Annotated in this window: 12 protein-coding genes and 1 tRNA gene; 5 read left to right on the top strand and 8 right to left on the bottom strand. The window is 68.5% G+C overall.

Annotated elements, in window-relative coordinates:
• Positions 1 to 32 precede the first annotated feature (32 nt).
• The 6 genes from ABEA07_RS02065 to cysS form a co-directional block, all read right to left on the bottom strand.
• Positions 33 to 125 (bottom strand) — tRNA-Ser (locus ABEA07_RS02065).
• A 22-nt stretch (positions 126 to 147) separates the two neighbouring features.
• The gene (locus ABEA07_RS02060) at positions 148 to 1,416 is read right to left on the bottom strand and encodes an aspartate kinase (RefSeq protein WP_345535551.1); all 1,269 of its coding nucleotides are present in this window, start codon (positions 1,414 to 1,416) and stop codon (positions 148 to 150) included.
• 81 nt (positions 1,417 to 1,497) lie between these two features.
• Complete coding sequence (tilS, locus tag ABEA07_RS02055) at positions 1,498 to 2,466, bottom strand: tRNA lysidine(34) synthetase TilS (protein ID WP_345535550.1); 969 nt, start codon at positions 2,464 to 2,466, stop codon at positions 1,498 to 1,500.
• Positions 2,467 to 2,505: 39 nt separating this feature from the next.
• The gene (locus ABEA07_RS02050; protein WP_345535549.1) at positions 2,506 to 3,486 is read right to left on the bottom strand and encodes an acetyl-CoA carboxylase carboxyltransferase subunit alpha; all 981 of its coding nucleotides are present in this window, start codon (positions 3,484 to 3,486) and stop codon (positions 2,506 to 2,508) included.
• Between the two features lie 15 nt (positions 3,487 to 3,501).
• Positions 3,502 to 4,158, bottom strand: coding sequence for a DNA-3-methyladenine glycosylase family protein (locus ABEA07_RS02045; protein ID WP_345535548.1), 657 nt, complete (start codon positions 4,156 to 4,158; stop codon positions 3,502 to 3,504).
• Positions 4,159 to 4,174: 16 nt separating this feature from the next.
• Positions 4,175 to 5,551: a cysteine--tRNA ligase gene (gene cysS / locus ABEA07_RS02040; RefSeq protein WP_345535547.1), complete on the bottom strand. Its 1,377-nt coding sequence runs from the start codon at positions 5,549 to 5,551 to the stop codon at positions 4,175 to 4,177.
• Between the two features lie 190 nt (positions 5,552 to 5,741).
• On the opposite strand from cysS, the gene ABEA07_RS02035 reads away from it, so the two are divergent.
• The 5 genes from ABEA07_RS02035 (at position 5,742) to ABEA07_RS02015 (ending at position 9,157) form a co-directional block, all read left to right on the top strand.
• On the top strand, positions 5,742 to 6,338 hold the full coding sequence (locus tag ABEA07_RS02035) for a tetratricopeptide repeat protein (RefSeq protein ID WP_345535545.1): 597 nt from the start codon (positions 5,742 to 5,744) through the stop codon (positions 6,336 to 6,338).
• A gap of 77 nt (positions 6,339 to 6,415) precedes the next feature.
• Positions 6,416 to 7,006 carry a peptidylprolyl isomerase gene (locus ABEA07_RS02030; RefSeq protein ID WP_345535544.1) on the top strand — a complete coding sequence of 197 codons (591 nt, stop codon included), beginning with the start codon at positions 6,416 to 6,418 and terminating at the stop codon, positions 7,004 to 7,006.
• 21 nt (positions 7,007 to 7,027) lie between these two features.
• The gene (locus ABEA07_RS02025) at positions 7,028 to 7,537 is read left to right on the top strand and encodes a peptidylprolyl isomerase (RefSeq protein ID WP_345535543.1); all 510 of its coding nucleotides are present in this window, start codon (positions 7,028 to 7,030) and stop codon (positions 7,535 to 7,537) included.
• 58 nt (positions 7,538 to 7,595) lie between these two features.
• Positions 7,596 to 8,357 carry a UDP-2,3-diacylglucosamine diphosphatase gene (locus tag ABEA07_RS02020; RefSeq protein ID WP_345535542.1) on the top strand — a complete coding sequence of 254 codons (762 nt, stop codon included), beginning with the start codon at positions 7,596 to 7,598 and terminating at the stop codon, positions 8,355 to 8,357.
• On the top strand, positions 8,357 to 9,157 hold the full coding sequence (locus tag ABEA07_RS02015; protein WP_345535541.1) for a M90 family metallopeptidase: 801 nt from the start codon (positions 8,357 to 8,359) through the stop codon (positions 9,155 to 9,157). Before ABEA07_RS02020 ends, ABEA07_RS02015 begins: the two co-directional genes overlap by 1 nt.
• Positions 9,158 to 9,171: 14 nt before the next feature.
• Here ABEA07_RS02015 and ABEA07_RS02010 read toward each other — a convergent pair whose 3' ends face one another.
• Both ABEA07_RS02010 and ABEA07_RS02005 read right to left on the bottom strand, forming a co-directional pair.
• A complete protein-coding gene (locus ABEA07_RS02010) occupies positions 9,172 to 11,964 on the bottom strand; it encodes a DUF349 domain-containing protein (RefSeq protein ID WP_345535540.1) in 2,793 nt (930 codons plus the stop codon).
• 102 nt (positions 11,965 to 12,066) lie between these two features.
• The gene (locus ABEA07_RS02005; RefSeq protein ID WP_345535539.1) at positions 12,067 to 15,858 is read right to left on the bottom strand and encodes a DUF748 domain-containing protein; all 3,792 of its coding nucleotides are present in this window, start codon (positions 15,856 to 15,858) and stop codon (positions 12,067 to 12,069) included.
• Between the last annotated feature and the right edge of the window lie 21 nt (positions 15,859 to 15,879).

Genomic DNA, 15,879 nt, shown 5'->3' with positions numbered 1-15,879 from the left:
CCCTGCCGACGAAATCGACAGGGGTTTCAGATTGGCGGAAACGGAGGGATTCGAACCCTCGATGAGGCTCTACACCCCATACTCCCTTAGCAGGGGAGCACCTTCGGCCACTCGGTCACGTTTCCAGGAATCAGCGATTATGCCAGCTTACGAGGCCGGTTGATCGAGATCGAAGGCCTTGTGCAGGGCGCGCACGGCGAGTTCCATGTACTTTTCGTCGATCACGACGGAGGTCTTGATCTCGCTGGTGGAGATCATCTGGATGTTGATGCCCTCCTCGCTCAGGACGCGGAACATCTTGCTGGCCACGCCGACATGGCTGCGCATGCCGATGCCGACGATGCTGACCTTGCAGATCTTGGTGTCGCCGACGATGTCGCTGGCACCCAGCGTGGGCAGCACCTTGTCCTTGAGCAGGTCGACGGTCTTGGCGTAGTCGTTGCGGTGCACCGTGAAGCTGAAGTCGGTGCGACCGTCCTTGCTCAGGTTCTGGATGATGACGTCGACCTCGACGTTCGCATCAGCCACGGCGCCGAGGATGTTGTACGCGATGCCGGGCTTGTCGGGCACGCCGAGCACGGAGATTTTGGCTTCGTCGCGGTTGAACGCGATGCCGGAGACAACGGCTTGTTCCATGTTTTCGTCTTCCTCGAATGTGATCAGGGTGCCGGACTTGGCCTCTTCCTGGAGGTCGATGTCCCACGGCGTGAAACTGGAGAGCACGCGCAGCGGCACCTTGTACTTGCCCGCGAACTCGACGGAGCGGATCTGCAGCACCTTGGAGCCCAGGCTCGCCATTTCGAGCATTTCCTCGAAGCTCACGGTGCTGAGCCGGCGCGCATCGGGCTCGACACGCGGATCGGTGGTGTAGACGCCGTCGACGTCGGTGTAGATGAGGCACTCGTGCGCCTTCATCGCCGCGGCGATCGCCACCGCGGAGGTGTCGCTGCCGCCGCGGCCCAGCGTGGTGATGTTGCCCGCCTCGTCCACGCCCTGGAAGCCGGTGATGACCACCACCTTGCCCGCCTCGAGGTCGCCGCGCACGCGGGCGTCGTCGATGCTCTCGATGCGGGCCTTGGTGAAGGCGCTGTCGGTCTTCACCTGGACCTGCCAGCCGGCGTAGCTGACGGCCTGCACGCCCTCGGCCTGCAGCGCGATGGCCAGCAGCGCCGACGAAGCCTGTTCGCCGGTGGCGGCGAGCATGTCGAGTTCGCGGTTGTGGTCGTCGTCCGACCTGCCGGGTGCGAGTTCCTTGGCGAGGCCGAGCAGGCGGTTGGTCTCGCCGCTCATGGCGCTCGGGACCACCACCATCTGGTGCCCGGCGCGCGACCACTTGGCGACGCGCTTGGCGACATTGCGGATGCGCTCGGTCGAGCCCATCGACGTGCCGCCGTATTTGTGAACGATCAATGCCATGGGTGAAGTCAAAGAGAAGAATTCGGACGACTGCCGCGATGCAGGCGGTCCAGGGCCTGTCATGTGCCTGTTGAAAGCAACTCAGCGCAAAGCTGCAGGCTGCGACGGGGGCCGGGCATTGTACCAATGCAGCACGTCACCCTCGCGCTGGACGTAACCGTCCGCAACCTTGAGGCGGATGCGGTGGCTGCGGGTGCTGCAGGCCGCGATCTGGTCGAGGAGTTGGTCGAGCTGGGCCTCGCTGGGCACGGCGTCGTGCTCGCGCCTGAGCCAGTGCCGCAGGACGTTGGCGAGCCGCTCCCGCGGCAAGCTGCGCAGGATGGCCAGCGCAGGCGGCACGCCGGCCGCCGCGATGTCCGTGGCAGCGACTTCGGCCAGCAGCCGCGAGGCCTTGGCGGCGTTGCGCGCCGTGCGCGCGAAGGTCTCGCGAAACTGCGGCAGGGTCGCCGCCAGGGCCGGCAGCAGTTGCAGGCGGATTCTGTTGCGGGTGTAGCGCAGGTCGGCGTTGCTGGGGTCGTCGATGTGGGGGGTGCGGCTGGCCGTGATCCATTCGCGCAGCGCCACCGCGTGCACCTCCAGCAGCGGACGATGGAAATTCACGCCATGCCGCTGCATGTGGCGGGGCATGCCGGCGAGACCGTCGAGGCCGGCCCCGCGGCCGAGCGCGATGAGCATGGTTTCCACTTGGTCGTCGGCATGCTGGGCCAGGGCCACATCCGGGAGCTTTTGAGCCTGGGCCAGTTGCGCCAGGGTGGCATAGCGCGCGCGCCGGGCCGCGTCTTCCGGACTTTCACCGGGGGCGTGGCGTGCATCGACGCGGCCGACGTGGAGCGGCACGCCCAGGGCCTTGCAGGTGGCACGGCAGTGGGCTTCGAAGCCGTCCGCGGCCGCTTGCAGGCCATGGTGGACATGGAGCGCCTGCACCTGGCCCGGCCAGCGGGCCGCGGCAGCGTACAGCAAGGCGGTCGAATCGGCGCCGCCGCTGTAGGCCACGCCCAGCGGCAGGGGCGCCGCCCAGGACGCGATCGCGAGGGCGGCGGGATTCTGCATGCTGAACAAGCGGACCGACACCGGTCGGTCCGCCGCGACTTACCTGCCGCTGTCCGCCTTGGTGTCGGCGAAGCGGCCGTAGCTCTGCAAGCGCTCGTAGCGCCGTTCGAGCAGTTCCCTGGGCCGCAGGTCGGCCACCTGGCGGTACGCGTCGTTGAGTGCACGCTTGAGGAAGGCGGCCATCTGGCGGTGGTCGCGATGCGCGCCGCCGACCGGCTCGTTGACGATCTTGTCGACCAGGCCCAGGGCCTTGAGGCGGTGCGCGGTGATGCCCAGCGCATCGGCTGCTTCCTGCGCCTTGTCGCTGGTCTTCCAGAGGATCGAGGCGCAGCCTTCGGGGCTGATCACGGAGTAGACGGAGTACTGCAGCATCAGCACCTGGTCGCCCACGGAGATGGCGAGCGCGCCGCCGGAGCCACCCTCGCCGATGATGGTGACGATGACCGGCACCTCCAGCTGCGCCATCTCGAAGATGTTGCGGCCGATGGCCTCGGACTGGCCGCGCTCTTCGGCGTCGATGCCGGGGTAGGCACCGGGCGTGTCGACGAAGGTGAAGACCGGCAGCTTGAACTTCTCGGCCGTCTTCATGAGGCGCAGCGCCTTGCGGTAGCCCTCGGGCTTGCTCATGCCGAAGTTGCGAGCGGTGCGCTCCTTGGTGTCGCGCCCCTTCTGGTGACCCAGCACCATGCAGGGTGTGCCGTTGAAGCGCGCCAGGCCGCCGACGATGGAAAGGTCGTCGGCGAAATGGCGGTCACCGTGCAGCTCGACGAAATCGGTGAAGATCTCGTGGACGTAGTCCAGCGTGTAGGGGCGCTCCGGGTGCCGGGCGATCTTGGTGATCTGCCACGGCGTCAGGTCGCTGTAGATTTCCTTGGTGAGCTGCAGGCTCTTCTTGCCGAGCTGGTCGATCTCTTCGGAAATGTCGACCGCGGACTCGCTCTGTACATAGCGCAGCTCTTCGATCTTGGATTCGAGCTCCGCCACGGGCTGCTCGAAGTCGAGAAAGGTTCGTTTCGCCAACGTCTTCTCCTCTTTTCAGTATGCGACCACCGGCAGGGGGTCGAGCGATCGCCAAATATACCAAGTCGCGACGCTGCAAAAAGGAGCCCAGGCCACGGCGACTTCGCGGGCATCGCTGCGGCTGACCGGATCGCCCGAAAAATAACTGCGGCTGATGCCGGTGATGAGGCCCAGGTCGTCCAGCGGCAGCACGTTGGGCCGCATGAGATGGAAGATCAGGAACATCTCCGCGGTCCAGCGGCCGATGCCGCGGATCGCGACCAGTTCCTCGATGATCATCTCGTCGGACATCTGGTCCCAGGCGTCCACGTGCACCACGCCCGAATCGAAATGCAGCGCCAGGTCGACCAGGTATTCGATCTTGCGCGCCGACAAGCCGGCCGCGCGCATGTCGTCGACCTTGAGCCGCAGCACGTTGGCCGGCGTCATCTTGCGCGGAAGCTTGGCGAAGCGGTCCCACACGGACTGGGCCGCCTTCACCGAAATCTGCTGCCCGACGATGCTGCGGGCGAGGGTGGTGAAGGCGTCGCCGTGCGACTCCAGGCAGGCGTCGCCGAACTGGGGGATCAGCCGCTTCATCACGCGGTCCTTGCGGGCGAGGTACTTGCAGGCCTCCTCCCAGTAAGGCGGGGTCTGGAGCTGGATGACGGGCTGCTTGATGGGGGCAGGCATGGTGCTTCTCATGCCCTCACTTGACGGTGGTCCAGGTGGTGCCGGTGGGCGAATCCTTGAGCACGATGCCTTGCGCCAGCAATTCGTCGCGGATGCGATCGGCCTCGGCGAAATTCCTTGCCGCCTTGGCCGCCGCGCGCTGCGCGATCGCGGCCTGGATGGCGGCATCGTCCAGCGTGCTGCCGGCCTGGAGAAAGGCCTGCGGTTCGGCCTGCAGCAGGCCGAGGCAGCCGCCCAGCGCCTTCAGCAAGCCGGCGCTGCGGGTTGACTTGCTGCGGTTCACCTCGCCGGCCAGGTCGAACAGCACGGCGACAGCCTCGGGCGTGCCGAAGTCCTCGTCCATCGCCGCCTTGAAGCGGGCGGCGTAGGGGTCGGCCCAATCGATCGTGACCGGCTCCGGCGCCACCCCTTGGAGCGCGGTGTAGAGGCGCTTGAGGGAAGCGCGCGCATCGTCCAGGTGCACGTCGCTGTAGTTGAGCGGGCTGCGGTAATGCGCCCGCACGACGAAGAAGCGCACCGTTTCGGCATCGAACTGCTTGAGCACGTCGCGGATCAGGAAGAAGTTGCCCAGGCTCTTGGACATCTTCTCGTCGTCGATGTTGATGAAGCCGTTGTGCATCCAGGTGCGGGCCAGCGGCTTGCCGGTGGCGCCCTCGCTCTGGGCGATCTCGTTCTCGTGGTGCGGGAACTGCAGGTCCATCCCGCCGCCGTGGATGTCGACGGTCTCGCCCAGCAGGTGGCAGGCCATGGCCGAGCATTCGATGTGCCAGCCGGGGCGGCCGGGGCCGAAGTCGCTGGCCCACTTCACCTCCTCGGGCTCGGTGGGTTTGGCGCTTTTCCATAGCACCGGGTCGAGCGGGTCTTCCTTGCCGTCCAGCACCGCCACCCGCTCGCCGGCATGGAGTTCGTCGAGCGACTTGCCGCTGAGCTTGCCGTAGCCGGGGAATTTGCGAACCGCGTAGTTGACGTCGCCATTGGGCGAGCGGTAGGCCAGGCCCTTGTGCTCCAGCGTGGCGATCATCGACAGCATCTGGGGCACGTAGTCGGTGGCGCGCGGCTCGTGGGTGGGTCGCTCGATGCCCAGGGCATCGGCGTCTTCGTGGAGCGCGTCGATCATGCGGTCGGTGAGCGCGCGGATGCTTTCGCCGTTCTCCACCGCGCGGCGGATGATCTTGTCGTCGATATCGGTGATGTTGCGCACGTACTCGACCTCGAAGCCCGAGACCTTGAGCCATCGCTGCACGACGTCGAAGGCCACCATCGAGCGCGCATGGCCCAGGTGGCAGTAGTCGTACACCGTCATGCCGCACACGTACATGCGCACCCGTGGGGGCTGCAGCGGAGAAAACTCCTCCAGTTCACGCGACAGCGTGTTGTAGATGCGAAGACTCATGGGTACGGGAAACGCCGGTGCGCCCACGCTTAAAGGGGCGAGCGGCAATGATTTTCAGGGGTGAGGATGCTATGCCAACGAGGAGAAGAACGGAGCCCCTCGGCTACAATCCCCTGCCAGTATAAACGGCCGCAGCCGTTAAATTCCGGGTGTTTCCGAGGCCCGCGTCCCACCCCAACCCTTGAGGCTCATGAAGCACGCCGCAGCCCTGTCCTCTTCCTCTCCTGCCCGCTTTCTGTCCCGCTTTCTGCCGGTGGTCTTCGTTGCATTGGCGGCGGCCGCGGCCCATGCCGACGATTACGGCGACGTCAACGCGCTGTTGCGCCAGGGCAAGGCCGCCGAGGCGCTGGCCAAGGCCGATGCCTACATTGCCGGCAAGCCGCGCGATCCGCAGATGCGCTTCCTGCGCGGCGTGATCCTCACCGAGCAGGGCAAGCAGGCCGAGGCGACGGCAGCCTTCACGCAGCTGACGCAGGACTTCCCGGAACTGCCCGAGCCCTACAACAACCTCGCGGCGCTCTACGCCGGGCAAAGCCAGTTCGACAAGGCCCGCGCGGCCCTCGAAATGGCCGTCAAGCTCAACCCGAATTACGCCACTGCACACGAGAACCTGGGCGACGTCTATGCGCGCCTGGCAGGCCAGTCCTACGGCCGCGCGCAGCAGCTCGAATCGGGCAACAGCACGGTGGCGCCCAAGATCGCGCTGATCCGCCAGCTCTTCGCCGCGCCCGCAAGCGGCACCCTGCCCGCCGCCCCGGCCGAGCCCCGCAAACCGGTGCGCCGCTGAGCGGCCGCCGAGTACCAGGCAGCGCCCTGCCACGCGACGCGAACGCCTCTTCGTCTTTCGCCACACCTTTTCCTGCCATGCCCATTCCTTCCCGCCGCACGGCTTTGACGGCTGTGATCCTCGCCTCGACCCTCCATCTCGCCGGCATCGCATCGGCGCAGCAGGCGAGTGCGCCGCGAGTCAAGCTCCACACCTCCGCCGGCGACATCGTGGTCGAGCTCGCGCCCGACAAGGCACCGAAGACGGTCGACAACTTCCTGCAGTACGTGCGCGACAAGCACTACGACGGCACCGTGTTCCACCGCGTGATCGACGGCTTCATGATCCAGGGCGGCGGCTTCACGCCGGAGCTGCAGCAGAAGCCCACGCGCGCGCCGATCCCGCTGGAGGCGAACAACGGCCTCAAGAACGACAAGTACACGATCGCGATGGCCCGCACCCCCAATCCCAACTCCGCGACCTCGCAGTTCTTCATCAACGTGAAGGACAACGCGATGCTGAACGCGCCCAACCCCGACGGCTACGGCTACACGGTGTTCGGCAAGGTGGTCGCGGGCAGCGAGGTCGTCGACAAAATCCGCGCGGTGCGCACGGGCAACAAGAACGGCATGCAGGACGTGCCCGTCGAAAGCGTCACCATTCTGTCTGCCACCCCCGTGGCGAAGTAAGCCACCCAACCAGGAGCCCTCATGAGCAATCCCCAAGTCGAACTGCATATCAAGGACCAGGGCGTCATCACCCTCGAACTGGACCAGGACAAGGCGCCGAAGTCGGTCGAGAACTTCATCGCCTACGTGACGAAGGGCCACTACGACAACACCATCTTCCACCGCGTGATCCCCGGCTTCATGGTGCAGGGCGGTGGCTTCGAGCCTGGCATGTCGCAGAAGCCCACCGGCGCCGAGATCCAGAACGAAGCCAACAACGGCCTGAAGAACGACACCTATACCGTTGCCATGGCCCGCACGAGCGCACCGCACTCGGCCACCGCGCAGTTCTTCATCAACGTCGCCGACAACGGCTTTCTCAACCACACGGCACCCTCCGCGCAGGGCTGGGGCTATGCGGTCTTCGGCAAGGTGATCGAGGGCAAGGAAGTGGTCGACAAGATCAAGGCGGTGAAGACCGGCCGCAAGGGCTTCCACGACGACGTTCCGCTCGAGGACGTGGTGATCGAAAAGGCTGTCGTCAAGGCCTGAATGGGGCCCTCCCCCGGGCTTGTCCTCGTCGGCGATGACGCGCCGAAGGGAGCATGAAATGACCTCCTTCGGAGAGCTCGTGGCGCCTGCGGGCTGGCGCACGGTCGACCTGATGTCCGACCTCCACCTGCAGGCCTCGGAGCCGGCCACCTTCGAGGCCTGGCGTGGCTATCTGCAGACCACGCCGGCCGACGCGATCTTCATCCTCGGCGACCTGTTCGAGGTCTGGGTGGGCGACGATGCGGCCGGGGAACCCGGCTTCGAGGCGCAGTGCGCCGAGCTGCTGCGCGAGGCCACGGTACGCCGGCCGGTCTACTTCATGCACGGCAACCGCGATTTCCTCCTGGGGCCCGCCTTCGCCGCGCAATCCGGCCTGCAGCTGCTCGACGACCCGACGGTGCTGGTGTTGCACGACCGGCGCTGGCTCCTGAGCCACGGTGACCTTCTTTGCATCGAGGACACCGAGTACCTGCACTTCCGGGCGGAAGTCCGCACACCCGCCTGGCAGAAGGCCTTCCTGGCGCGCCCCCTGGCGGAGCGGCGCGCCCTCGCCCGCGCCATGCGGGCGCAAAGCGAAGACCGCAAGCGCAGCCCCGGCATGGTCTGGGCCGATGTCGACGCCGATGCCGCCCGCGCGTGGTTGCGGCAGGCCGACGCGGACACGCTGGTGCACGGCCACACGCACCGGCCCGCGACGCACGCGCTGGGCGATGGCCTCTCGCGCATCGTGCTGAGCGACTGGGACCTGCAGGTGCACCCCGCGCGTGCCCAGTTGCTGTGCCTGTCGAGCGCCGGCGCGCAGCGCGTCGACCTTCGCTGATGCTCGGCTGGCTGCGCCGTCTGCGCCCTCCCCCTCCCATTCCCGAGCCGGCCTGGCAGGCCACGCTCGCGCGCTACCCCTTCCTCGCGGCACGTTCCGCGGATGCGGTCGAGCGCCTGCGCCGCCTGGCAGCGGAGTTCCTGCGCGACAAGGAATTCCACGGCGCCCATGGCTTCGTCATCACCGACGAGGTGGCGCTCGCGGTCGCGGCGCAGGCCGTGCTGCCGGTGCTGCACCTGCCAGGTGGCCTGCGCTGGTATGACGATTTCGTCGGCATCGTGATCCATCCCAGCGAAGCCGTGGCCCGCCGCAAGACAGTCGACGAAACCGGCGTGGTGCACGAATACGAGGAGGTGCTGGCCGGCGAGGCGATGGACCGCGGGCCGGTGATGCTGAGCTGGCAGGACGTGCTGGCCGGCAGCATCACGCAGGAGGCCGGCTACAACGTCGTGATCCACGAGTTCGCCCACAAGATCGACATGCGAAGCGGCACGGCCGACGGCTGCCCGCCGCTGCCGGCTGGCTTTGCGGGGACCCGATCGGCACGCGATGCGCGCGTCGCGTGGTTCTCGGTGCTGCAACCGGCGTACGAGGACTTCCGCGAGCGAACCATCGTCGCCGAGCGCTTCGGCGGCGAGGCGCCCTGGCTCGATGCCTACGGCGCGACCTCGCCCGGCGAATTCTTCGCGGTGGCCTGCGAGGCCTACTTCGTGAACCGCGCGAAGCTCGCCAGCGAGTTCGCCGGCCTCGCCAAGCTGTTCGACGAGTTTTTCAGGCGCCCGACCGAAGGCCAGGACTAGGCGCCCTGCCCCGCCTACTTGCGCAGCAGCGCCTTGAGCGCGCTCTGCAGCCGGCGCGCCGAGGTGGCATCGTGCGGAGCCGCGAGCACGGTGCCGGCATCCTGCCCCCAGGTCTGGGCCGGCGCCGGATCGCCGCGCCGCGTGAGCAGCTTGAGCTGCAGTGCACGGCGTGCGTCCAACTGCTCGGCCGGCGTGGGCACCTCGGCCGCCATCTCCAGGCGCAGCAGTGCCTCGGCCGCTTCCTCGGCCTTGGCCGAAGGCCCGGCGGCCAGCGCCTGCGACCACTTTCCGCGCACCGCGGGCGTGACGGCCCGGCCCAGTTCCTGGATGCTCGGCAGCTTCGACGCATCGCGCTGCTCCCAGGCGCCCAGCACCTGCGTCAAGGCTTCCCCGTGCGCCTGGGCCGCCAGCTTGCGCAGCGCCTGCTCGGCGCGCTCCAGCGCTTCGCGCTGAGCGCGGAAAGCAACATCGCTCAGACGCGGGCCACGCTCCTCGCGCGGCGGACGGTCGCCGAAGCGGCCGGCACCCGGACCCCGGTCGCCACCGCGCGATGCGCCGCGGTCATTGGGACGTGAGGACGGCCCGCCGCGGCCGTCGCGGCGGTCGCCGAAGCGGCCACCGGCGCCGCGCCCTGCGGGCACGGCCTCCATCTTCTTGTTGCCGGGCCGGTCGTCGCCGCGCACGGCGATGACGGGCTTGGGCGCAGGCTTGGGTGGCGCCACGGGCGCAGGGGCCGCCTCGGCTTCGGCCGCATCGCTGCGGGCGGAGGGATCGGCGCCATCGGCGGGCGCCACCAGATCGGGCGTCGCCCCCGCAGCCTCGGCCGGCGCGGCGGGCGGCGGCGCATCGCCGGGCGCGGGCTCCTGCTGCGCGCTTTCGCTGAACTCGGCCGCGGCCTGCCCCGGGGCCACGACTTCGGTCGCGCCCACGGACGGGCCGTCGGCGGACGGCTTGGGGACTTCGCCACGGAGCGCGGCGTCGAGACGGGCCATCGCGCCACGGATCTTCTGCGCATCGCCGGTCGCGTTCGCGGCGTCCAGCGCCTTCGACGCCTCGAGCACATGGCGGTCGTGCTCGCTCATCGCGGCGGCCGCCTTCTCGCGCTCAGCGCTCTTGCGGTTGAACGCCTCGTCGATGGGGGCGCGGAAGGCGTCCCAGAGCTTCTGTTCCTGCCGGCGGTCCAGCGGCACGGTCTGGGCCTCGGCCTGCCAGCGCTGCTGCAGGGCCTTGACGGCATCGATGCGCAGCGTGGGGACGGCCCCGAGTTCGGCGGCCTCGGCGATCATGGCCTGGCGGCGCTCGATGCTCGCCTTCTGCGCGGCCTCGAAGGGCGCACGCGCGGCGCCGAAGGCCGAGGTCCATTGCGGCAGCAGTTCGGCGAAGACCTTCTCGCCCACGTGGCCGGCATCGCGCCAGCGGTCGGCGAACTGGTGGAGCGCACGGTTGTAGGCCTTGAGGTCCGTCGAGCCGGCCTGGGCTTCGGCCCATGCCTTCACCTCCTCGATCAGCGCCAGGCGCTGCGCGCGGTGCTCAGCCGCATCGGCGCGCACCTTTTCGAGCCAGGCCTCGACCACCTTGTGGGCCTCGTTGCAGGCCTCGTCGAAGCGCTTCCACATCGCATGGTTGGGCACGCCGCCCTGATCGGCCTGCTTCCATTGCTCGCGCAGGCTGCGCAAGGTTTCCTGCATCTTGCGTCCGCCCAGGGCCTGGCCCTCGGGCCGCTTGAGCAGGCCCTCTGCCTTGGCGACCAGTTCCTCGCGCACCTTGTCGGCGCTCCAGCGCTGCCACCCCTCGAGCTCGCCGGCGGCGATCAACGCGGCATGCACGCGGGCCTCCAGTGCCGAATCGACCAGTCGACCATGCTCCTTCAGCACGGCGCGCAGGGCGGTGGCTGCACCGGCACTGCCCTTGCCGTGGCCTTCGGCGGTTTCCTGCTCCAGCTTGGCCAGCGCGGCCTGCACCGCTGCCTGCGCCGCGGCGCGCTTCTCGGGATCGACCTTGGGCGCGGCCGGCTTCTGCACGGCGGGCGCCGCTGCCTCGGGCGTGCCGCCGCGGGCCACGCGCAGTTCGTCGGCCCAGACGGGGACCGGCGGCAGGGGCGCCTGCGCATCGGCCGCAGCCGCGACGGTCTGCGCCAGGGCCTGATGGAAAGCCTCGGACACCACCAGCAACTGCGACTTGGAAGTCTCGAGCTGCGGAGCGAACTTGGCATCCAGGCTGTTCCAGTTCGCGTCTGCCGCGATCTCGGCGGCCTGCTGCTGCCAGTGCGCCACGTCGGCGCGCAGAGCCTCCTCCGCGGCCTGCGCGTCGCGCCAGCCCTTGGTCGACAGGACTTCGAAGCGCTGCGCGAGCAGCACCGCGGCTTCGCGGTGCACCTGGGCGCGGTGTTGCAGGTCCTCGATGCCCTTGACGCGTTCGGCCAGGCGGGCCTTGAAGCTTGCCAGGGGCTCGCGCGACAGGGGCGCCCCCGCCTTGGCGGCATCACGTTGCCAGGCCAGTGCATCGGCAATATTGAGCTTGGGCTGGGCGATCAGCGCCTCGGCCTTCTGGGCCCATTCGGCCGCAATGGCCTCCTGGCCGCGTGCGCGCTTGAGCTCGTCGAGCTTTTCGCGCAGGAGGCGGGCGGCGCCCTTGTCGCGGCCGCTCAGTTCCTTGAACACCTCCTGCATCTGCTCGGGCGCGGGATTGCCGGCCAGCCACTCGCGGATGCGCTGTGCGCGCTCGCCGGAGGTCGGCGCAGTGAAGGCGCCGCCGGTCATCGTGTCGAGGGACTGGAGGTCGTGGGACTTGGTCGAAGTTGAGGTCACTGCGCGAATAAACGTGATCTGATGAGGAAAAGCGAAGGCGCCGGCAGGGGCCGGCGCAAGGCACCATTTTCACCGAGATGCGGCGGGTCGTTGGAGCTTCCTTCAGCGGGTGGCCAGATTCAGCTCCACACCGGGCCTCCAGTCGGCTCCGCCACCCTGGGTGCGGACGGCGCCGAGGAACAGCCGCTCGCTGGGCAGCTTCTGCGCCAGCAGGTAGTCGCGCGCGGCGGCGCCGCGCTGGACGGCCAGCTGGCGCATCGACTCTTCGTCGACCGGAATACTGGCCATGAGCAGATCCTCCATTTCCTTGACGGGGATGTCCTTGGCCAGGCCGATCAGGTTGCGCGGCTTGGTGCCGAGGTCGGAACGCTTGTAGGCGGCTGCCAGGAATTCGGGGTATTCGGCATCGGTGAGGGGCGCGACCTCGGCCGCGTCCCGGCCAGCCCGCACCGCGCTGCGCCGCTTCTCGGCCTGCGCCAACTCGCGCACGCGCTGGCGCTGGTAGGCCTCGCGCTCCTGCTGAAGGCTGGCGGTGCCCACGACCGTCATGCGCAAGGCCGGACGGTCCGCGAGTGCTTTCGCGACCTTGTCCAGGCTCTGCTTTGCCTCCGCGGACAGCGTCGCGCTGCCGGGCGCGAAGGCGACGGTGCTCGAATCGCCGCCACCCCCGCCCAGACCGCCCGTCAGCAGCGCAAAGGGTGCGGTGGCGGCCTTGACGATCAGATTGACGATCGCCTTGAGGATCAGGGGGCCGAGGCTGAACTGCGGATCGTTGAGCGAGCCGCTGATCGGAAAGTCGATGTCGATGACACCATTGCGGTCCGCCAGCAGCGCCACCGCCAGCCGCACCGGCAGGCTGTTGGGCGCGCCCTGCACCTCGTCGCCGAACTGCAATTGATTGAGCACCAGCTTGTTGGTCGCGGTGAGCTGGCCATCCGGCGCGATCTTGTAGTTCACGTCCATGCTGAGCTTGCCGCGCTCGATGCCGTGGCCGGCGTAGCGCACCGAGTACGGCGACAGCGGCGGCAGGTCGAGTTCGCGCATCTTCGCGGTGATGTCCAGCTCGAGCGGCTTGGCCAGCGGGTTGAGCTTGCCGGTGATCTCCAGCGAGGCGGTCTGCTGGGCCTTGCCGCGCAGTTCGAGGTCGGCCAGCACCGGCCGTTCGCCCTGCGGTTTCGAGGAGAAGGCACTGAGCTTGCCGGTCAGTTCGCTCAGGTCGGCCGAGTAGTTGGGCTTGACGAACAGGTCGCTGAAGTCGATACGCCCGTTGACCAGGCTGATCGGGCCAAAGTTGATGACCGGCTCGGGGCCGCTGCGGGCGGGCTCGGCGGCCTTGGCCACCTGCCGCGCGGCGGGCGCCGCCGCGGCCGGCGCGCTGCCCACCATCGCTTCCGCCGGCACCGGCGCGCCGCCGGAGGCAGCGGGCGCGCTCCTCGCGATCGTGGTCGTCGTGGTGCCGCCGAGGCTTCGCCGCGTGCTCGCTTCGCCCGCAGTCGCAGTCGCAGGCGCCGGCGCTCCGGGCTTCCCGGTGAGATCCTGGAGGTTGAGACGCCCCGTCGGGTCGATGATCACGCGAGCGAAAAAGTCGCTGAGCGTGGTTTCGCGCACATCCACCGCGAGCGGTGAATTTGGCGCCATGTTGACCTGCAGGCCGCGAAGGCTGAGGGTCTTCCAGCTCAGCAACCGGCTGCTGCGCTCGGCCTGGCCGGGCGACTGGGTCAGCGACGCGCTGTTGGCGCGGAAGTCCTCCAGCGCCGTGTCGCCCGCCAGCCTCACGCTCATGCCCCCGTGCGCCGTCTGGTATTTGACCGTCCCACGGTAGCTGGCGAAGGCGCGACGGATGTCGATGTTCAGCGCATCACCGAAGTAGCCTTTGAAGGCATGGGCGGGGACGGAAGCGACCTCCAGCCGGCCCTCGGCAGCGATCGGCTTGAGGACCACCGAGCCCTTGTAATCGAAGCGTCCAGCCTCGGCACGGCCCGCGGCGATGCGCCCGGACAACTGCAGCGGCGAGACGGTCGCCGTCTCGGGCGCGATCTTCTGCGCGTTGAGCTTCAAGGCACTGACCTCGAAGGCCACCGGCGTCGCGCCGGCCTTGTCCGAATAGGACAGAGCGCCGTTGTCGACCGCCACGCTGCCGATGGTCAGCGCCCAGGGCTGGGTGTTGTCACCGGTGGCCGCCTCCGCCGCCTTCGGGCTCTTGGGTGCGGCGACCTTCGCATCGGCACCTCCCTGCGGCGCCTTCAGCCAGCGCTCGAACATCCAACGCTTTTCCTTGTCACGCTCGACGGCGATCCTGGGGCTGTTGGCGCTGAACGAGGCGACCGTGAGCGTGTGCCGCGTCATGTCGACTTCGGCATCGACCAACTCGAAGCGCCCGGCGCTCGCGAGCGCCGTCTTCTCCTGCGTCAGCGCCAGGCCATCGAGCGCCACACGCCGGGCCATGAGCTTCAGGTTGGGCCGGTTCCAGGCCACGTCCACCTGGCCGCTGAGCCTGCCGTCCAGCGTCGGCTCCAGGCTCTGGGCCAGGTAGGGCGCCGCCAGGGACAGCGGCAGGGCCTCGACCTCGGCCTGTATCTTGGCGACCTTGTCGGTGGCCTCTCCGTTGAACTTGAGCGCGGCGCCGCCGACGGCCGAGGAGCCGCTGAAGACGGCGGGCTTGTCCATCGGCCAGGCGATGGCGCTCGCCTCGACCTGGAACCGCTGGACGTCGATGGCGGCGGCCGGCTGGATGCTCTGGTCACGCCAACCTATTTCGCCGCCGGACAGCGCGAACTTGTCGACCTGCACGCGCCAACCGGGCGGCGCGCTGGGCTTGACCACAGCCTCGCCGGTCGGTGGCGCATCCGGTACCGGCTTGGCAGCGGCGGCATCGTCCTGGCCGGCGGGCAGCAGATTGAGCTTCCCGGCGGCATCGCGCGCCACCACCAAGTGCGGCGCGGCCAGCGCCACCTCGCCCAGGTGCACCACACGATCCAGGGGTCGCACATCGGCCAGCGCCACCTTGAGCGAATCGAAGCGAAGAAGATCGCGCGCCTGAGAGTCCGCCAGCTGGATGCTGCGCGCGGCCACAGTGCCGGTGATCTTCAGCCCCGTGCTCGCGGTCTGGACGAAGTCGATCTTGAGGTCCGCATCCAGCTTGCCGGAACGCAGCGCCACCGGAAGCCCACCCGGCACATAGCCCAGGTACGGGGCCAGGTCCAGGTCCTTGAAGCTGATCTGCGCATCCGTCTTGTGGTCATCGGCGAAGGGCGTGCTCGCTGCAGCCGAGTCGAACGGGCTGCCGTTGAGCACGAAGGCCAGCTTGGGCTCGGTCTTGATCTCGCGCTGCGATGGCAGGTTGCTCAGGAATGGCACTTTCAGGACGAAGTCGCGCAGCTCGTGCTTGCGCTTGACGGCCTGGTCGTCGAACTCGACCGCCCCGTTCGTGACGGCGATGTTGTAGATGGCGAAGCGCGGCGGCTCGCTCTTGGGCGCCTCTGGTGCGCTGGCCAGCCGGGCCAGGATGTCGTCGATGTCGTATTTGCCGTCGGCCTGGTGTGTCAGCAGGATGGCCGGGCCGTCGACGCTGAGCGCGTCGATGACCGGCGCCAGGCGCACGATGGACTGCAGTTCGGCATCGGCGTAGATGCGGCCCACCGCCACCTGCGAACGACTGCCGTCGGCCGTGGCGATTCGAAAGTCGTCGAGCGTGAGTTCGAGTGTCCACGGCTTGAAGTCGATCTTGCCGATCGTGACCTGGCGCCCGAGCCTTTCGCTCGCGATCTTCTGGATCTGGCTCTTGGCCAGGGGCGGGACCACCAACCACGCCAGCCCCCAGAAGGCAACCAGCACCAGCACCGCCAGCACTGCGCGCCTGACCCACTTGTTCTGTCTCAGCGAAGCAGCATTCATCGGGGGACGAGTGTGCCCCAA

The sequence above is a fragment of the Variovorax defluvii genome, assembly GCF_039541515.1.
Lineage (GTDB): Bacteria > Pseudomonadota > Gammaproteobacteria > Burkholderiales > Burkholderiaceae_C > Variovorax > Variovorax defluvii.
This window is presented reverse-complemented; position numbering and strand designations above follow the sequence as displayed.